This is a genomic window from Paenibacillus sp. S-38 (assembly GCF_049942825.1).
Classification (GTDB): domain Bacteria; phylum Bacillota; class Bacilli; order Paenibacillales; family NBRC-103111; genus Paenibacillus_G.
Genome location: NZ_CP187970.1, coordinates 2,581,576 through 2,597,662, shown reverse-complemented (window position 1 = coordinate 2,597,662; position 16,087 = coordinate 2,581,576). Strand labels below are relative to the sequence as shown.

16 protein-coding genes and 1 riboswitch are annotated in these 16,087 nt (G+C 58.1%); of the genes, 3 read left to right on the top strand and 13 right to left on the bottom strand.

The features are described 5' to 3' along the window. Window positions 1-248: 248 nt before the first annotated feature. The 5 genes from ACP26L_RS11955 to ACP26L_RS11935 all read right to left on the bottom strand — a co-directional run bounded on the left by ACP26L_RS11955 (window position 249) and on the right by ACP26L_RS11935 (window position 4,515). The gene (locus tag ACP26L_RS11955; RefSeq protein WP_426452737.1) at window positions 249-491 is read right to left on the bottom strand and encodes a hypothetical protein; all 243 of its coding nucleotides are present in this window, start codon (window positions 489-491) and stop codon (window positions 249-251) included. Window positions 492-514: 23 nt separating this feature from the next. Continuing rightward, window positions 515-841, bottom strand: coding sequence for a hypothetical protein (locus ACP26L_RS11950; protein ID WP_426452736.1), 327 nt, complete (start codon window positions 839-841; stop codon window positions 515-517). A gap of 162 nt (window positions 842-1,003) precedes the next feature. Continuing rightward, window positions 1,004-1,145, bottom strand: a riboswitch (cyclic di-AMP (ydaO/yuaA leader). A 372-nt stretch (window positions 1,146-1,517) separates the two neighbouring features. Then, a complete protein-coding gene (locus ACP26L_RS11945; RefSeq protein WP_426452735.1) occupies window positions 1,518-2,504 on the bottom strand; it encodes a serine hydrolase domain-containing protein in 987 nt (328 codons plus the stop codon). Window positions 2,505-2,768: 264 nt separating this feature from the next. After that, window positions 2,769-3,428, bottom strand: a complete 660-nt coding sequence (locus ACP26L_RS11940) for an AraC family transcriptional regulator (RefSeq protein WP_426452734.1) — start codon at window positions 3,426-3,428, stop codon at window positions 2,769-2,771. A 154-nt stretch (window positions 3,429-3,582) separates the two neighbouring features. Next, window positions 3,583-4,515 (bottom strand): ABC transporter permease, encoded by a 933-nt coding sequence (locus ACP26L_RS11935; protein WP_426452733.1) that lies wholly within the window; start codon window positions 4,513-4,515, stop codon window positions 3,583-3,585. 243 nt (window positions 4,516-4,758) lie between these two features. On the opposite strand from ACP26L_RS11935, the gene ACP26L_RS11930 reads away from it, so the two are divergent. Together ACP26L_RS11930 and ACP26L_RS11925 are read left to right on the top strand one after the other, a co-directional pair. Then, window positions 4,759-5,187 carry a PilZ domain-containing protein gene (locus ACP26L_RS11930; protein ID WP_426452732.1) on the top strand — a complete coding sequence of 143 codons (429 nt, stop codon included), beginning with the start codon at window positions 4,759-4,761 and terminating at the stop codon, window positions 5,185-5,187. A 19-nt stretch (window positions 5,188-5,206) separates the two neighbouring features. Beyond that, on the top strand, window positions 5,207-5,986 hold the full coding sequence (locus ACP26L_RS11925) for an exodeoxyribonuclease III (RefSeq protein ID WP_426452731.1): 780 nt from the start codon (window positions 5,207-5,209) through the stop codon (window positions 5,984-5,986). A gap of 152 nt (window positions 5,987-6,138) precedes the next feature. Here the strand turns inward: ACP26L_RS11925 and ACP26L_RS11920 are convergent, their stop codons facing one another. The 3 genes from ACP26L_RS11920 to ACP26L_RS11910 form a co-directional block, all read right to left on the bottom strand. After that, window positions 6,139-6,378 carry a DUF1272 domain-containing protein gene (locus ACP26L_RS11920; protein ID WP_426454908.1) on the bottom strand — a complete coding sequence of 80 codons (240 nt, stop codon included), beginning with the start codon at window positions 6,376-6,378 and terminating at the stop codon, window positions 6,139-6,141. 609 nt (window positions 6,379-6,987) lie between these two features. Beyond that, the gene (locus tag ACP26L_RS11915) at window positions 6,988-7,266 is read right to left on the bottom strand and encodes a DUF2277 domain-containing protein (protein ID WP_426452730.1); all 279 of its coding nucleotides are present in this window, start codon (window positions 7,264-7,266) and stop codon (window positions 6,988-6,990) included. Window positions 7,267-7,300: 34 nt separating this feature from the next. Then, complete coding sequence (locus tag ACP26L_RS11910) at window positions 7,301-8,254, bottom strand: helix-turn-helix transcriptional regulator (protein ID WP_426452729.1); 954 nt, start codon at window positions 8,252-8,254, stop codon at window positions 7,301-7,303. 112 nt (window positions 8,255-8,366) lie between these two features. Between ACP26L_RS11910 and ACP26L_RS11905 the strand changes: the two genes are divergently transcribed. Further along, window positions 8,367-9,185 (top strand): alpha/beta fold hydrolase, encoded by an 819-nt coding sequence (locus ACP26L_RS11905; RefSeq protein ID WP_426452728.1) that lies wholly within the window; start codon window positions 8,367-8,369, stop codon window positions 9,183-9,185. A gap of 57 nt (window positions 9,186-9,242) precedes the next feature. Here the strand turns inward: ACP26L_RS11905 and ACP26L_RS11900 are convergent, their stop codons facing one another. The 5 genes from ACP26L_RS11900 to ACP26L_RS11880 all read right to left on the bottom strand — a co-directional run bounded on the left by ACP26L_RS11900 (window position 9,243) and on the right by ACP26L_RS11880 (window position 16,086). Then, window positions 9,243-9,770, bottom strand: a complete 528-nt coding sequence (locus ACP26L_RS11900) for a histidine phosphatase family protein (RefSeq protein ID WP_426452727.1) — start codon at window positions 9,768-9,770, stop codon at window positions 9,243-9,245. Between the two features lie 73 nt (window positions 9,771-9,843). After that, window positions 9,844-11,457, bottom strand: coding sequence for a response regulator transcription factor (locus ACP26L_RS11895; protein ID WP_426452726.1), 1,614 nt, complete (start codon window positions 11,455-11,457; stop codon window positions 9,844-9,846). Next, complete coding sequence (locus tag ACP26L_RS11890) at window positions 11,454-13,244, bottom strand: cache domain-containing sensor histidine kinase (protein ID WP_426452725.1); 1,791 nt, start codon at window positions 13,242-13,244, stop codon at window positions 11,454-11,456. The genes ACP26L_RS11895 and ACP26L_RS11890 overlap by 4 nt, the downstream gene beginning before the upstream one ends. 89 nt (window positions 13,245-13,333) lie before the next feature. Continuing rightward, window positions 13,334-15,049, bottom strand: coding sequence for a hypothetical protein (locus ACP26L_RS11885; RefSeq protein ID WP_426452724.1), 1,716 nt, complete (start codon window positions 15,047-15,049; stop codon window positions 13,334-13,336). Between the two features lie 140 nt (window positions 15,050-15,189). Then, window positions 15,190-16,086, bottom strand: a complete 897-nt coding sequence (locus ACP26L_RS11880) for a carbohydrate ABC transporter permease (RefSeq protein WP_426452723.1) — start codon at window positions 16,084-16,086, stop codon at window positions 15,190-15,192. Between the last annotated feature and the right edge of the window lies 1 nt (window position 16,087).

Genomic DNA, 16,087 nt, shown 5'->3' with positions numbered 1-16,087 from the left:
TTTGTTCACATTATGGAATTGATAACATTATCCTGCTGACGCGCAAGCTGTCTATATAAATAGAGGAAGTACGGTGCGTTATTCCCACTTTTCGATGGTACCCACCAGAAATAAAGGAACTCAGATGAGCTATTCCAGGGACGGGCGCGGATTCCAAGTCCCTTTTCCCCTGATAAGGCATTTGAATTCCGCTATGTTTCGGGAAATGCCGGGAAATCCCCCAATAAGACACCGCACATCCGCTATTTTTAAAACGAACGCTTTGGCGCCGTGCCGAAACGCTCGGTAACCGTAGGGTGAGGCGGAATCGCATACCTTCCGGCACGAACTGCAGGCCGCGGATCGCGGCCGCCTGGGGCGAACAGCGGATCTGTTCCGCCTGCAGCAGTGGCAGCTGCGACCATCCGTCCGGCAGTCGTGCTTCCCTGCATCTGTCCCCGTATGGACTGCGTGAGATAGGGATTCGGCCAGATCAACTGGTCCGGTGCCATCCTCCCATCTTCCTCAGAAGCCCTCAGAGCACCCGCTTGACCGCTTCCCACAGGGCCTGGCACAGCTCAGGCGACCGAGATTCTTCTCCTCCGGCCCGCACGCTCCAGTTCCCGGACGCTTCACGAATCTCCACGGGACCTCCCTGCGCGTTCAAATAGGCGATCATCTCCCCGATCGTCAAGAGAGGCAGCGCTTTGACCGAGTCCACGCCGTTGAGGTAATACACCATCTCTTCGTGATCTCCAATCGCCATGTAGTCTCCTTCCTGCGGCGTCCACTGCCGGCGCAGCCTCTCCTGCTGTTCCCTGCTCAGTTCCTGCAGACTGCTGCTGGTGATGCGCTGCATCATGAGACATCCTCCCCTTTTCCTTCCGGTTCACGGCATGTGGTGCACGCCAAACAGACCCATGTCGCGGGCGGAAGACTGGCTTCCGACCGGCGTCTATCCATGGGCCCCGTATGAACAAAAAAAGACCCGTGGCTGCGGGTCATTCATTACGAGCTGAATATGGCTCCGACCCATCTTCCGCTGACGAGGTTAGCTGTCGGGCTCGGGGTAGATGGTCCCCTACATGATCACATGATACGCCCCAAAAACTTGGTTCCCCCGCTTCCCGAGACCAACCGGCCCGGCAATTAAGCGCAGGTTAATCATACCGGGCCGTTGGAGCTTCCGTCAAGGCTTTCATCCCCATTTTCCATGATATACCGCTCCGTCCGCGCCCCCCTACTCGAACGATAAGGCGGATTACACCGCCTCCGTGCGGGAACATCCGGCCCAGCCGCCTCCCCGGCTTCTCCGGAAGGCGGTTACTGCTGCGAGGCGCTCCCCCGAGCGCCCAACGCAGCCAGGCCAGCTGCCCGGGCCATGGGATTCCACCGCAGCCGCGGCCTTATACGGCATTTCGTCCGTTCTTTTTTCAGCGCCGCCGCGCTTCATCCCTCCCGGTTCATCTCACCCGGTTTTAGTCTACCTGGTTTCTCACAAGCCCTCCCGGGTCGAGCCGCAAGTTGTGCCCCTCGGACTACCCGCTGCTTGCGGCCAACAGCTTCTTCGTTAATCGGGAGGCCAATTCATCGACGGACATCAGCCGGAGCCCCAGCAGGGGCGCCAATTGGCCGAGCAGTGAAGGACCGTTGTTCGATAAGATGACGAAGCCCACTCCTTTGGCCCGATTCAAGGCAATAAAGGAGCTTGAGCCATAGGTTCCCCCATTGTGCCAATGCGTGACCGTTCCGTCCTTCTCCCTGTATCTCATCCAGGCGTAGCCGATCCCAATCCCTCTGCCGGGCATAATGGCAGCATGCTCGCTTAAGGACTCTTCCACGGCCGAACTCAACATCGCTGAATCCGCCGCAGAGGAGGCGGGGGTTAGATGAGCTTCCAAATAATTCAGCATATCGGTTATCGTCGAGCGCACCGCCCCGGCGCCCCCCAGGGCATCCTGGAAGTCCCAATGCTTCCGCGGTTTCCCCCCCGAACTGTACACCGGCAGGAGCTGCCCCTGTGTGTTCGGTCCGCTGCCTGCAGCAGTATCCGGCATGCCAAGGGGGTGGAACACGTACCGGTTCAAGGCCTCGTGGAGCTTCATGCCGAGCCGCTTGCTGAGCAGCCACCCCAGCAGGCCAAAGCCGTAGTTGGAATACCGGTGCCTGCTGTGCTCCGCCGGTTTCTCCGCCAGAACGGCTTCGATCAATCGCGTCTCATCATAGTTGGCGTACGGATTGAGCCGGTCCGTGATGGCGGCTTTGAAATTGCCCGGTACATCCGGCAGGCCGGCAGTATGGGTAACGAGATGGAGCAGCGTCTTTTGATTGGCGAATGGACTTGAAGAGAGGTCCGGAAGCAAATCCGACAGCCGGTCGGAACGTCTCCATACCCCCTCGATCTCCCCGGCGGCCAGCAGCAAGCCGGTCATGGTTTTGGTAATGGAGCCGATCTCATAGATCCGCTTCGGACGGTCGGATCCCTCGGATGCTTCCTCGGATGCTCTCTCACCCGTCCATATCATTCGGCCGGAGGGATGAAGAATCCCGACCGTGACTTGATGTGCCGGCCGACGGGCCCAGCGCTGAACGCCTTTTTGTGTCAAGCATTCTTCTATCACTTGATGCATCTGCGGACACCTCAATTTCGCTATGATATTGTTATGATATCACTATTGGAATTAATTTACTATCCTATTTTTGAGGATACAGCAGGATGAACGCTGGTGAGATTCAAATTCTTAGATGAAAAACAAAATACCACCCCTTCCGGGTGGTATCTGCCGTATCTACACATTGTTCATAAACGTTTTGTGATAAGCATTGCGATACTGCGTCGGGGTCATATTCGTGTGGTGCCGGAACAGGCGCATAAAATATTTGTCATCGGGGTATCCCGTCTCGGCCGCCACCTCCTTCACGGACAGCGCGGCCTCCTCAAGCTCCTTCGGCAGTCCCCGGAAGAAGTTCAGCATGAGCAGCACGTTGAAGATCGGCACCACACCGGGCAGGATCAGCGCCCAGACGGAGTTCAGCATTCCCGTCTCCTTGACGACAAGGTAAGTTGGAATCAGGCCTCCGCTGAAGAGCATCGTGAAGACGAAGATCCAGGCATACACGGTCCTGGAGCGGAATGTGCGGGCATCCTTGGACAGCGGATAGGCCACCAGGATCGTGAGTACCAGGTTGACCGCCACCCCAAGCGTGACCCGGGTCAAGCTGACAAGGAACGAGCCCGTAAACTGGCGGTTATCCATCATGTAAGTATAGGACGAAAGCGTCCAATCCACCGGCCAGAAGGTCACCTTCCCCGCCGCCACCGCAGCGCTCGAGCTGAAGGAGATCGCGAGAATGTTCACCAGCGGAAAGAGACAGAGCAGCGCAAGCAGGGTAAGCACCGCATAATTGATACGAAGAAACCAGCGGTACGGAGCCAAGATATGATGCATCGGCGGTAACCCCTTTCGATGAGTATTGTTATGGAAAAAGTGCGAAAGCGCAGTACCGTGCTTTTGTTGATAGAAACGGCTGAGCCATCCTTTTAAGAACGATTCGTCGTTTATTAGTACTTATCAGATGATAGAAACGAGCTGCTGATGCGGGTTATACACGGCATGTATGTCGAATCAGTTGAAAAATCCGGTAATTCGCTATGCGGTAGGCCAGAAAATACCCGAGCCCGATGAACAGGAAGGATACCACCGACTTGATGAGCCCGAGCGCCGTCGAGACGGAATACTGGACGTCCTGCAGGCCGATCCGGTAGATCATCGTATCGAGAATGTCGCCCGACTCGTAGACCAGCGGGTTGTACAGGTTGAACACCTGGTCGAAGCCCCCGTTCAAGACATTCCCGAGGCTCAGCGCCAGCATCAGGATGATGATCGGGCGGATGCCCGGCAGCGTGATATGCCAGGTCTGCTTCCACCGCCCCGCCCCGTCCATCACGGCCGCTTCGTACAGCGAGCTGTCGATGCTCGTCAGTTCAGCAAGATAGATGATGGTGCCGAAGCCGAATTCCTTCCACTGGTCGCTGATGACGAGTACATAGGGGAACCAGTCGTTGCTGGCGAGGAACTGAATCGGAGGATAGCCCGCCGCCTTCAGCGCCATATTGACGATGCCTCCGCTCGGCGAGAGCACATCGATCAGGATCCCCGCAAGAATGACCCACGAGAAGAAGTGAGGCATATAAATAATGGTCTGCACCGACCGCTTGAAGCCCGAGGAGTGGACCTCGTTGAGCAGCTGAGCCACCAGGACCGGTACGGTCAGACCTGCAATAATTTTCATGACGGAGATAAAGACGGTGTTCCATACCACCTGATAGAAGCCGGGCAGCTCGAAGAGGTACTTGAAATTATCGAGTCCGACCCAGTTCATGACCCGGAAGCCGCCGATCGGCGAGAATTCCTGGAATGCAATGACGAGTCCGGCCATCGGGATGTAATTGTAGATCAGGATCGCGATCAGCCCGGAAACGAGCATGAGATGAAGCGCGATATTGCGTATGAATCCTTTGAGATTGGCGTTCATGTCCTGTCTCCTCCTCTTACGGTTATTATAAAACCGCTTTCGGGAGGCTTCCTAGTGGAGCCTGTTGACTTCCGGTGTCTTTTGTTGACCTAAAACTTTTCTAACATTTGATGAAATATAGGCCTTTGAACCTAAAGAATTCCTAATATTACAGGACAATGTTCGCGATTTTTGATATATTTGATATACAGTTCACTAAACCGAATCGGCTGGACGCACATCATCTTAGAAGGAGCATGCATCATGTCACACGAAAATCGGCAGCATCACCGGTCCACGACGGCGCTGGACCTGTCCTTGTCCATACATAGCATACAGAATAAAGAAACGAAGACCCGGCGGACCTTCATCGAGCTCAAAGACATCTCCCTGACGGGACTGTCCTTCAAGTGTTCGTTAAACTTTCCTTCGGACGGCGACTTCGTCCTGAAGTTCGAGAACGCACTCTTCGGCGAGATGCACGGAAAGATCGTCTGGAAGGAGCATACCGAGACCGGTTACCTGTACGGCGTGCATTTCCTGTCGATCTCCAATGCACTGAACCGCTTCCTGACGCACGAGAGCCTCGCGGGCAGCGGGCGTCTGAGAACGCAGGCCGCCGTCATGACCAAGCCTTGGTCCGCCCAGTTCGAAGCCGTACCGCAGCCGGTGCCGGATAATCATTCGCAGTAACAAGGGGATAACAAACAGAATGAAACTCATATCATGGAATGTCAACGGCCTGAGGGCCTGCGTCAATAAAGGGTTCAGCGAGTACTTCGCGGAGACGGATGCGGATGTCTTCTGCGTCCAGGAAACGAAGCTGCAGGAAGGCCAGATCGCGCTGGACTACCCGGAGTACCATCAATACTGGAACTATGCGGAGAAGAAAGGCTACTCGGGTACCGCCGTATTCACGAAAGTCAAGCCGCTCAGCGTACGTTACGGGCTCGAAGAGGACTCCGAGCCGGAGGGGCGCATTCTCACGCTTGAGTACGAAGGATTCTATCTCGTAACCGTCTATACGCCCAACGCCAAGCGGGACTTGTCGAGGCTGGACTACAGGCTCGAGTGGGAAGACCGGTTCCGCAGCTATATCACCGGGCTGGATGCCGTGAAGCCGGTCATCCTGTGCGGAGACCTCAATGTCGCCCACGAGGAGATCGACCTCAAGAATGCCAAGGGCAACCGCGGCAACTCCGGCTTTACCGCCGAAGAGCGGCAGAAGATGACTGACCTGCTGGAGGCCGGGTTCATCGATACGTTCCGGCACTTCTATCCCGAGCAGGCGGACGCCTACACCTGGTGGTCGAACATGCCGAAGGTACGGGAGCGGAACGTAGGATGGCGCATCGACTACTTCCTCGCCTCCGCCCGGCTTGCTCCTTCTCTGCAGGACGCCCAGATCCACGCCCATGTGCTGGGCAGCGACCACTGCCCGGTCGTGCTGACCTTGGCCGAAGTGCCTCAGGCAGCTTCAGTACAGCCTTAAGCGGCAGCACAACAACCCCCTACCGGTTCATGACCAATAGGGGGTATTTTGCTGCTGTTTATTAGGGGCACCGCTGCCAAAGCCTGCAGTCTCCGTCCGTTATGTTCCCGCCCGCTTTGGCCCCCCTCGCAGACTGCTTCTTGCGAAGGGGATCAATCCGGAATTCGATACCCCGCATGGCCTGCCGGACTTCGCAGCGCCTGCGAGCCAAGCGGGCAGCTGGTTACGGCTGCACCGCTTCTCGGCCTTTTCACCAGCTCTCCGCTGCAGTTCGGGCATACATGGTGCATCGCCTCCGTGCACTCGGGGCAGAAGGTACACTCATGTGTGCATATGTAGGCGGTCGATGTGCGGTCAAGCGTCTTCGTACATGTTTCACAGCGGTCTCTCATCTCGAGTCCCATCGTCATCACTCCGTCTCTGTCTTCCGGTGATATGGCACGCGCTCCCCTGGTGATCCAGAGCAAATGGGGTATGCATGCCTCTCCCGCTATCGGGGTACTCCTATTCAAACAGATCAGCGGTCTGATGAAAAGATCCACTTTTGCGGCAAAAGGATGTACCATTTCGGAGAAGGAAGAGCTGTGGACGCTGCCAGTCATGAAAGGCCTCCCGTATCATCAAACGTCTGGTATGCTGCCACAGGAGTCTTCGATTCTCCAAAGATGCTGGCCCTAAAAAGCTGAATTCGTTTTAAAACAGCCATTTATTTGGGATACTCAAAAATAAAAAGAAACCCTTGGATATCTTTGTCATCCGCTTCAGGACTCTGTAACCTAAGGCCGCACTCGTGACAGGACTGTAATCGGCATGATTTATCACGGCAGTATTGAGGTTAAATGTGAGTTCATAGAGATAGGTGCAGCTTTTCTAGATGGACCATGACTTGTTTTATCACCTCTTATAAGACGAGGTGTTGCGGCAAACTGCCTTTCAAGGAAAAAGGCCACCGATCATCGCCGGCAGCCTCATAAACTCCGATATAACTGTGTTCCCCCCACCTACTCCTCCGCGGTCCCGAACCGCTTGGCATTGCGTGCCCGTGCCCGCTCGGCTTCCACCTCACGATTGCGCGGCTCCGCCTGCGTGACCAGGGCCCCCATAAGCTTTCTGGCGGATGCCGCCACTTCGTCCACAGCGAGGTGGAATGCCTCCGCATTCGCCTTCGACGGGGTCTGAAAGCCCGAGATCTTGCGCACGAACTGCAGCGCAGCGGCCTGGATCTCCTCCTCAGTCGCGCGCGGCTCGAAGTTAAACAAGGTTTTGATATTGCGGCACATGGGCATCTCCCTTTCCTATGGTCATGGTCTTCGTTCACACTTGCCTATACTTGACCGTAAGCTCAGCCAGCTTCGTACGAATGGCCTCCAGCAGCTCCGGCGGCTGCTTCAGCGTGACATCCTGCCCTAGCCCAATGAAAAATTGTGCAAAATACGGAAGGTCCCGCTTCGCAATCTCCCCCTCCAGCCACCCGCTCCCATCCTCGCGCAGATGCAGCTTGGGCTCGGGCCAGGGCGCCGCCTCACACGCCTGCACCCCTGCCGGTGTCAGCTCCGCCAAAATGGTGACGGCCTCCTGCTCCACCAGGGCACGCTGCTCAAGCAGCCGGTTCTCCAGGTGGACATGCCGCAGCTCCATCGGCTTGGTCTCCGAAGCTTCGACGGCCTGCATCCGGTCACACCGGAACACCCGAAGTTCTCCGCTCTGAAAGCAGTAAGCGGGGCAGTACCACAGGCCGTCCCGCGTGTAGAGCCCGACCGGCTGGAGCTCCCTGCGGGAATGCTGCCCCCGGGATGCGTAATCGACGAGCAGCACTTGCTGCCGGATCGCCGCTTCGAGCAGAAGGGATAAATACGGGGAGGACGCCTGCCTCGCAGGAGTCACGAAGTCCACCCGCTGCTTCATCTGGTCGATCCGCTCCCGCGTATCCTGCGGCATATAATAATAGAATTTGTTCAGCGCCGAGGAAGTCTCCGTCTCGAAGGGAAGGGAGGCGTAGTGTCGCAGTGCATGGACCGCGAAGAAGACCGCAACCGCTTCCTCCTCGGAGAACGCGATCGGAGGCAGAATTCGCTGCTTCAATACCCGGTAGCCTCCATGAGGGCCTACCTCGGAATAGAGAGGGACCCCGAGCTCGCTCAGTTCCTGCAGATCGCGCAGGATCGTTCGCGGCGACACGCCGAACTCCCCGGCGAGCTCCTTGACAGTAAACTTGGGTTTTCGGTTGACGGCCATCATGAGTTCCATGAGTCGTTTGGATTTAGACATGCGCAGCTCCATTTTTCATGATCATGACATGAATTGTCACTATTGTCTGATATATTCAAAATGAAGTCAAGATGATTTTCCCTATATCGACCCATTAAAGGAGGAATATTCCATGAGCTCCACCCAACCACAGCACTCCCTCGGAATCCGCAAATTCTTCTCATCCGCTTCGCTCCGGCTCTCTTACCTCGATTACGGCGGGGAGAGCGACAACGTGCTGCTCCTGCTGCACGGACACCTGGGGAAAGCGAGAACCTTCTCGGAGGTGGCCGCGCAGTTCCCTGACTTTCATGTGATGGGCCTGGATCAGCGCGGCCACGGCTGGAGCGGACACCCGGAGGACCGGGATTACTCCCGGGAGGGCTATATCGGCGACATCCTCGCCTTCATCCGCACCGTGCTGGACGGCCGGCCGGTCACCCTGCTCGGCCATTCCCTGGGCGGGCTCAATGCGTACCAGTTCGCAGCACGCTATCCCGAGCTGGTGAAGGCTGTGATCGTCGAAGACATCGGGGCTGAGATTCAGGGGGACCTGAGCTTCGCCGAGAAGCTGCCCGAGCGCACCGGCTCCTTAAGAGAGCTCCGTGAGGCACTGAAGCAGGCAGGCCTGAAGAACATCGATTATTTCATCGAAGGCTCCTTCGAAGACGAGAAGGGCTGGGGGCTCCGCTGCGATCTGCCTGGCATGCGCATTTCCCAGGAGAACTGCAACGGAGCGTGGTGGGACGACTGGCTCTCCTCCACCTGCCCTATCCTGCTGATTCACGGCAGGCAAAGCTTTGTCATGGACGAGGCTCAAGCCGAGCGGATGGCGTCCCGCCGTCCCGGCACCCGGCTGGCCGTATTCGATACGGGTCATGGCGTTCATACGGATGATCCCGGCGGGTTCTGCCGGGAGGTGAGGGAGTTTCTCGAAGGGCTTCCATCCTGAGCTTGGGTGAGCATGGCCCGAAGGAAGGGGGCGCCGCACGGCGTCCCCTTCTCCTGCTTACCGCACCGGATACACCTTGAATTCCCCGTTTCCCGAGGAGAACCTGAGGATATTGCCATCCTCCGGAATGCCTTCATAATAAGCGCCGATCGCCCCTGTCGTACAGCGGTGCCCCGACAGCAGAAGGTTCGCCTCTCTTACGTCAACCTGCGCCTCCAGCTCCCGCATGAAGGCGAACACCCGCCCGAGGAAGCTGCGGATCTCCTCCACTCCCGCATAGACCCGGGGGTCCGGCACCGCGCCGGTCAGCTGAACTTCCTCCCTTCGCAGACCGTCGGCTTCCCCTAGATCGAAGACATCCAGCCGGGGATCCACAACCGCCCGCCGTCCCCCTGCGATCTCAGCGGTTTGAACCGCCCGCTCCTGCGGTGAGGAGAAGACCGCATCGAAGCGGATCTCCCGCAGCCGGTCCCTGAGCTCTTCGGCCTGCCGGATGCCGGTCTCGTTCAGCGGCAGTCCCTTTCTGCCCTGCAGCCTTCCTTCTTTGTTCCAATCAGTCTGCCCGTGCCGGACGACATAGATCATGGAGGGCACTCTCCTTATTCTGTATTGTCTAAATAAGGTAAGTTTAGCACGGATGTCCTCCTGCCGCCTCCTGTTATTCTTCATAATGATAATCCCGGAACTCCTGCGGTGTGACACCGGTGGTCTTCTTGAACAGATAGGCAAAATACGCGGTGGTCTGATACCCTACCTGCTCCGCGACCTCGTACACCTTCCTATGCGGATCGCGCAGCAGCTCCTTTGCCCGGTTCATGCGCAGCTCCTGCACATAGTCGGAGATGGTCCGGCCGGTCTCCTTCTTGAAGAGCACGCTGAGGTAGCTCGGATTGAGCTGGAACTGCTCGCCCAGCTGCTTGACGGTCACCTGATCGAGCAGATGGTCTTCCAGATACCGGGCGATGTTGTGGATCAGATGGTGCTGCTGCGCCGTCCGTTCTTTCTGCTGCATCTGCGCGTACCGGGACAGCTCATCCAGCAGCACCTTCCGGATCTCCGCGGTGCTCGCACAGTCGATCAGCCGCTGCCACATCCGGATGTTGATCTCGCCGTCGTCGCCCTTCGGGCGTTTGAACTTCCGTGCGAGCTCGCTGAGCAGCCCCATCCCGAAGGCCTGAACGTAGGAGAACGAAACCGGGCTCTGCATCAGCAGGAGGTCGAAGGCCTGGTTGAAAGCCAGCACCGCCTGCTCGCCGTCCCCTTTCTCCAGGAGCCGGACTATCTCGGGGATGTTCTCCTCCCGCAGCTGAAACTCCTGGTACTCCGTCGCTTCCAGCCGGTCAAAGTAATGAATGAGCCCGCTGCCGGCTCCTCTGGCCCGGTTCACCATATGCTTTACGTCCTTCAAGAGGAGCGGGGCCTCCTCCCACCCGCTGCTTTCCCGGCTCACCCCGATGGTGAGGGAAGCGGCACACTGCTCGCGGATCACATCCTGAACGAACGGCAGCTGCTTCTCTATCCGAGCCCGGTCCGCCGGCGAAGCGTTCAGGTGGATCACCGCCGCCTCGTCGGCCCCCGTTCTTCCGATATAAGTCCCCGGGAGACCGGACAAGCCCACCCGTACGGCCCTCATCAGCCCGTCGCTCAGCAGGATGCGCTGCCGGGCGTCCTGCAGCGGCGAATCGGGAAGCCTGTCGTAGCCGAACAGGAACAGGCGGAACGGCCGCGGCTCCGCCGGCAGCTCCAGCAGGCGGCTCCACGAACCGGCCATGTCTTCGTTCTGAAGGCGTCCTTCGAGCAGATCCCCTACGAAGCGGTCGTGCAGAACGTCGAGGCTGCCGGTTACTTTTTCCTTCAGGGCCTCGGTTTCCCGCTCGATCTGATGCTTCTTCTCGATGGCCGTCCGGAAGGCCGCCAGCTTCTCTTCCATCTCCTCCGTCTTGATGGGCTTGAGCACATAGGCCTTGACCCCGAGATGAATCGCTTCCTGCACGAATTCAAATTCGTCGTACCCGCTGATCATCAGCGTCTGGAGCGACTGGAGCTGCGGGTAGTCGGAGCGGCACCTGGCAAGCAGCTCGATGCCCGTCATCTCCGGCATCGACACGTCCGTGACCAGCACATCGACCGGTGTTTCAGCCAGTATAGCCAGAGCCTCCTCCCCCGACTCCGCCGTCAGAGGGGACTCGTAGCCCAGCCCGTCCCAGTCGATATGCCGGACAAGTCCTTCGATATGCAGCGGTTCGTCATCTACAATCAATACGCGGATCATCCTGCACCTCCTCGAATGAGTTCGGGCCGCTCCCTGCAAACCGGGATGTCTATGGTAACAGCCGTCCACTCCCCCTCGACGCTGTCTACGGCGAATCGGGCCCTCGAACCGAAATACAGCCCCAGCCGCTCCCGGATATTGTTCATACCGAATCCATTGCCGGTTCCGCTGTAGTTACCCGCTTGAATGAGGTCTAATACCTCCTTGCGGATCCCTTTGCCGTTATCGTAGATCTCCACATGAACGGTGTCATCGGATCGGCCAATCGTGACCCGGAGAAGCGCGTTCTCCGCTCTCATAATGCTGCCGTGCAGATAGCAGTTCTCGACGACCGGCTGCAGGAGCATTTTGATCGTGAAGAGGTCCAGCACCCCCGGCTCCACCTGCCACTCCACTGTAACCCGGTTCGGATACCGCAGCTGCTGGATCTCGATATACGCCCTGAGATGCTCGAGCTCCTCCCGAAATAGCGTAATGTTGTCCCGGTTATTCAGGGCGAGACGGTAGAAGGTCGTCATGGCGTCGATAATGCGTACCTGCATCTCGTCCTTCAGATCCATGGCCCGCCAGCGGACCAGACTGAGCGAATTGTAGATAAAATGGGGGTTGATCTGGGCCTGCAGCGCCTTGAACGACTGCTCTCGTTCCTTCAGGCTGGCCTGCGTGCTCTCTTCGACCAGACGGCCCAGACGGCCGGACATCTGATTGAACAGGAGCTCGAGCTCGCCAAGCTCGTCGCGGTCCCTGCTGCTCACGGTCACCTCGAACACCCCGTCCGAGATATCCGTCATCCGCATCCCGAGCTTACGGATGCGCCATACGATATTCCGCAGCACGGTCAGGATCAGGAAGGTGGACAGCAGCAGGAAGAAAGCGATGCCGACGGCCACTGCTAGGAAGATGCGCCTCGACTGCTCTTCCATCCGGTCCAGGTGGACCAGGGCGGCGACAGTCCAGCCAGAAGAGAGCCGGCTGGTCACCAGCAGCTTGCCTGTTCCCGGCGAAGCCTCCTGATTCTGCCGGTCCCAGTAGGGCTGCAGGCTGGAACCGGCGAGGGGCTCCCCGATCTCACCCGGTTCCGAGGAGGCGATCAGATGCCCGCCGCTGTCTACGATATACAGCTCGCCCGCTCCGCCGAAGGGATGCCGGAACGGTTCCGCGAAGACCGCATTATAGTCGAGCAGCATGTAGACGATGCCGTAGGGATCGCCGGAGCTGCCGAAAATTTTCTGCGTGACCATGAGCTTCGACCTGTCATCGGGTGCATTGGTCCATCTCATGGCTTCCGGGGAAGCCAGCGTCCGCTCGAACCAGAGCTTCTCCTGCAGGCCGGACAGCATACGGCTTTCCGGCTTCCAGAGCAGCCCGCCGTCCTGAACCAGTGTGGCGTTAGCGTGATAGATCCGGAAATCCTCGATGCCCGGCAGGTACTTGGCCGTATACTGGAAGGAGCGGTCCACGTATTCGACGGTCTCCACCTGCTCGAACATATCCGCATAATCGCGGGAGAGCCTGGAGATCAGCTCGCCGTCGGTGGCCGTCCGGACCGCCAGCAGATCGTAGCTCTGCTTCTTGAATTCGATGCTCCGGGCGCTCTGGCGGACCGCTTCCTCGATTGTGAGCAGATAGTTGGCTCTCGTGTGGTGAAGCACCAGATACCCGGCTCCGACAGCCAGAAGTGCCGTAGGCAGGAAGACAATAAGGCCGTAGAGCAGAACGAATTTGCCCTTCAGGTTCATGGGGCGGGTCAGGCGGATGATGGTTTTCTCGATATGCTGTCTAAGCATCGGCTTCCTCCCGTTCCCGTTACTGGCAGAGCTTCCCGCGAACATCAAAACGGAGCACCCCCTAGGGAAGGGGCTGCTCCTTCATTATACTAGAACTCGCCGTTCTCCTGGATATCCGCCTGATACGATTCCCGCCACTCCTGCTTCACCTCGCTCCAGTGGCCGCGCTTCTCCAGCGCATCCCGGAACGCCTGCCAGGCCGCTTCGAACTGCGCATCGTCCTTGGCCATCAGCAGCTTGCCCCGGTACTCCTTGCGGATATTCTCCAGCTCCGGCGCATACTTCTCCATGACACCGCCCTGCTTCGTCTGAACGAGGTCGTGCGAATGCGCATTGCGCACGCCGCCCATCTTCGCAATCGCTTCCGTGAACTGTACGGTCTTGGCCGCCCCTTTCTTCTCCGCCTCCGCCGTATTCCACCAAGGATACCATTTGCCGCTGAAGGACGAAGTCATGTAGAGCTCGGGCGTCACCTTGGCCTTTTGGGCTACGTCGCCCGAATTACGGTCCTTCTTGTAGGCTTCGTCCGTGAACTTCCATTTGCCGAGCGGCCCATCCGTCCAATTCCAATACAGTCCGGGAGGACCTTCGTTGATGACATGCTGCTGCTCCGGCTTCGGCTGCAGGCTGTAATCGAAGAATGTCAGGATTGCCTCCAGATTCTTGGTGTTCTTGTTAATATAGACATCGTAGCCCGGGTACGGATTCACGACCTGATTCGTACCGATCTTCTCGACGCCCGGTACTTTGGGGAACGGAATCGCCTGAACATACCACCCGGGCTCCGTAGGGCCGTCGAGCGTTTCCCAGACGGACGCAGGGATATTCCAGAAGCTTCCCACATTCATCGCGATCCGGCCGGCTTTATTCTTCTCCATGTACTGCTCTTTCTTGTTCGTCACGACCTCGGGGTCGATCAGCTTCTCACGGTACATCCGGTTCAGCCAATGATAGGCGGCTTTATAATTCGGATCATCGTAGGCGAAAACGAATTCGCCGCCCTTCTTCTCGATCCCCGCCCCGCCGGTCGTCACGCCGAAGGCGCTCATCACGGCGTTCTCGTCGCTCCAACCGAGCGAGCTGTTCGGGTCCATCAGGAAAGAGAGGGGAAGTATCGGCTTGCCCGACGCATCCTTAAGCCCGGCCGCTTTCTTCAGGAAGGCCTCAACGCCTTCCAGCGTGGCCAGATCCTCCGCCTTCATGCCGGCCTGCTCGAGCAGATCCGAGCGGACCATCCAGCCCACCGAAGACCAGCCGGGCCACGGATTGTCCGGATTCTGATCGAACCACGAGGGAATCGACCAGATATGGCCGTCCTTATCCTTCATGCGGTCCAGGTACTTCTTCGGGATGGAGGCCAGGCCCGGGTACTTCTCCGGCATATTGAAATACGGCTCGAGCGGCATGAGCAGCTTGGAGCGGTCCATCGCACTCTTGACCGTCTCGCTGCGGCTGAAGATAGCGGCGTCCTTGAACCCGCCCGTGTTGATCCGCAGGTTGAGCGCGGTTGTCGCATCCCCCTGCGTCGCTTCGAGCTTCACCTCCACGCCCGGCTCCTTGTCCTTCCAATACTTCTGGATCAGGCTGTTGTTGTTGATCGTCGCCGACCAGCCCAGCCACAGCTCGAACGATTTCGAGCTTCCGCCCGCCGCAGCCTCCGAAGCGCCTTGGCCCGCATCGGCCGACGGATTGCTGTTCCCGCTCCCGCTCTCTCCCGCACCCGAGCATCCTGCGGATACCGCCAGCATAGCGGCCAGCGTCAAGGCTCCCCACCGTCTGCCTGTTGACTTGAAACGCATACGCATATCCCTTCCCCCTGTCTCTGCCTGTTTTGGTATTTGAATGTTACCGCAGTTCACATCATTGTCTGAACACGGCCTTATCCTCTCACCTGCACTTCATGATCCGTGACCCGGCACTTCATGATCCCTTATCAGATACTGAATCATCCTTTCACGGACCCGACAAGAACGCCCTTCACAAAATATTTCTGGAGAAACGGATACACGCACAGGATCGGCAGCGCACTCACCATCACGACGGCCATCTTGATCGACATCAGCGTAATATTCTGCATCTGGGAGCTTCGGGCCAGCGCCTCCTGATTCGTGTTCGAACCAAGTACAGCCGATATATCCGAAGCCGCGAGCAGCTGCTGCAGGAAGGTCTGGACGGGAATCAGCGACTGGTCGGTTACGAAGAAGGCGCCGGTGAACCAGTCATTCCAGTGGCCGACCGCCGTAAAGAGTCCCAGGGCGGCCAGCATCGGCTTCGAGAGCGGAATGATGATCTGCAGGAGCACGCGCACCGGCCCGGCCCCGTCCATCTCCGCCGATTCGATCAGCGCCTCGGGAATGCCTTGAATGAACTTCAGCATGACGAACATATTCCAGACCGAGAACATGCCGGGCAGAATGTAGACCCAGAACGTGTTGAGCAGCCCCAGGTTGTTCAGCTGAATGTAGTACGGGACCAGTCCGCCGTTGAACAGCATGGTGATCAGGATGTAGCTGAGGATGACTCCCCGGAGCGGCAGCCCCCTGTAGGACAGCCCGAATGCCACGAGAAGCGTGACGAACAGCCCGGAGACCGTGCCCAGAACGGTCCTGGCGATCGTGATGAGATAGGCATGGCGGATGACCTCATTGCCCAGCACGATCTCATAGTTCAGGAGAGTGAAAGCCCGCGGCAGCAGGTACACGCCTCCCTTGGCGGCATCGGCCCCCTCGTTGAGGGAGATCGCCAGCATGTACAGGAACGGATAGAGCACGGACAGGCACATCAGGGCCAGCAGAGCGACGACCAGCGATTGGATGACGGTTTCGGCTGCATTCGGTTTCATA

Coding starts and splice junctions, on each gene's coding strand:
- ACP26L_RS11955 (WP_426452737.1), bottom strand. CDS start 491: ATGGCACCGGACCAGTTGATCTGGCCGAATCCCTATCTCACGCAGTCC.
- ACP26L_RS11950 (WP_426452736.1), bottom strand. CDS start 841: ATGATGCAGCGCATCACCAGCAGCAGTCTGCAGGAACTGAGCAGGGAA.
- ACP26L_RS11945 (WP_426452735.1), bottom strand. CDS start 2,504: ATGATATGGACGGGTGAGAGAGCATCCGAGGAAGCATCCGAGGGATCC.
- ACP26L_RS11940 (WP_426452734.1), bottom strand. CDS start 3,428: ATGCATCATATCTTGGCTCCGTACCGCTGGTTTCTTCGTATCAATTAT.
- ACP26L_RS11935 (WP_426452733.1), bottom strand. CDS start 4,515: ATGAACGCCAATCTCAAAGGATTCATACGCAATATCGCGCTTCATCTC.
- ACP26L_RS11930 (WP_426452732.1), top strand. CDS start 4,759: ATGTCACACGAAAATCGGCAGCATCACCGGTCCACGACGGCGCTGGAC.
- ACP26L_RS11925 (WP_426452731.1), top strand. CDS start 5,207: ATGAAACTCATATCATGGAATGTCAACGGCCTGAGGGCCTGCGTCAAT.
- ACP26L_RS11920 (WP_426454908.1), bottom strand. CDS start 6,378: ATGAGAGACCGCTGTGAAACATGTACGAAGACGCTTGACCGCACATCG.
- ACP26L_RS11915 (WP_426452730.1), bottom strand. CDS start 7,266: ATGTGCCGCAATATCAAAACCTTGTTTAACTTCGAGCCGCGCGCGACT.
- ACP26L_RS11910 (WP_426452729.1), bottom strand. CDS start 8,254: ATGTCTAAATCCAAACGACTCATGGAACTCATGATGGCCGTCAACCGA.
- ACP26L_RS11905 (WP_426452728.1), top strand. CDS start 8,367: ATGAGCTCCACCCAACCACAGCACTCCCTCGGAATCCGCAAATTCTTC.
- ACP26L_RS11900 (WP_426452727.1), bottom strand. CDS start 9,770: ATGATCTATGTCGTCCGGCACGGGCAGACTGATTGGAACAAAGAAGGA.
- ACP26L_RS11895 (WP_426452726.1), bottom strand. CDS start 11,457: ATGATCCGCGTATTGATTGTAGATGACGAACCGCTGCATATCGAAGGA.
- ACP26L_RS11890 (WP_426452725.1), bottom strand. CDS start 13,244: ATGCTTAGACAGCATATCGAGAAAACCATCATCCGCCTGACCCGCCCC.
- ACP26L_RS11885 (WP_426452724.1), bottom strand. CDS start 15,049: ATGCGTATGCGTTTCAAGTCAACAGGCAGACGGTGGGGAGCCTTGACG.
- ACP26L_RS11880 (WP_426452723.1), bottom strand. CDS start 16,086: ATGAAACCGAATGCAGCCGAAACCGTCATCCAATCGCTGGTCGTCGCT.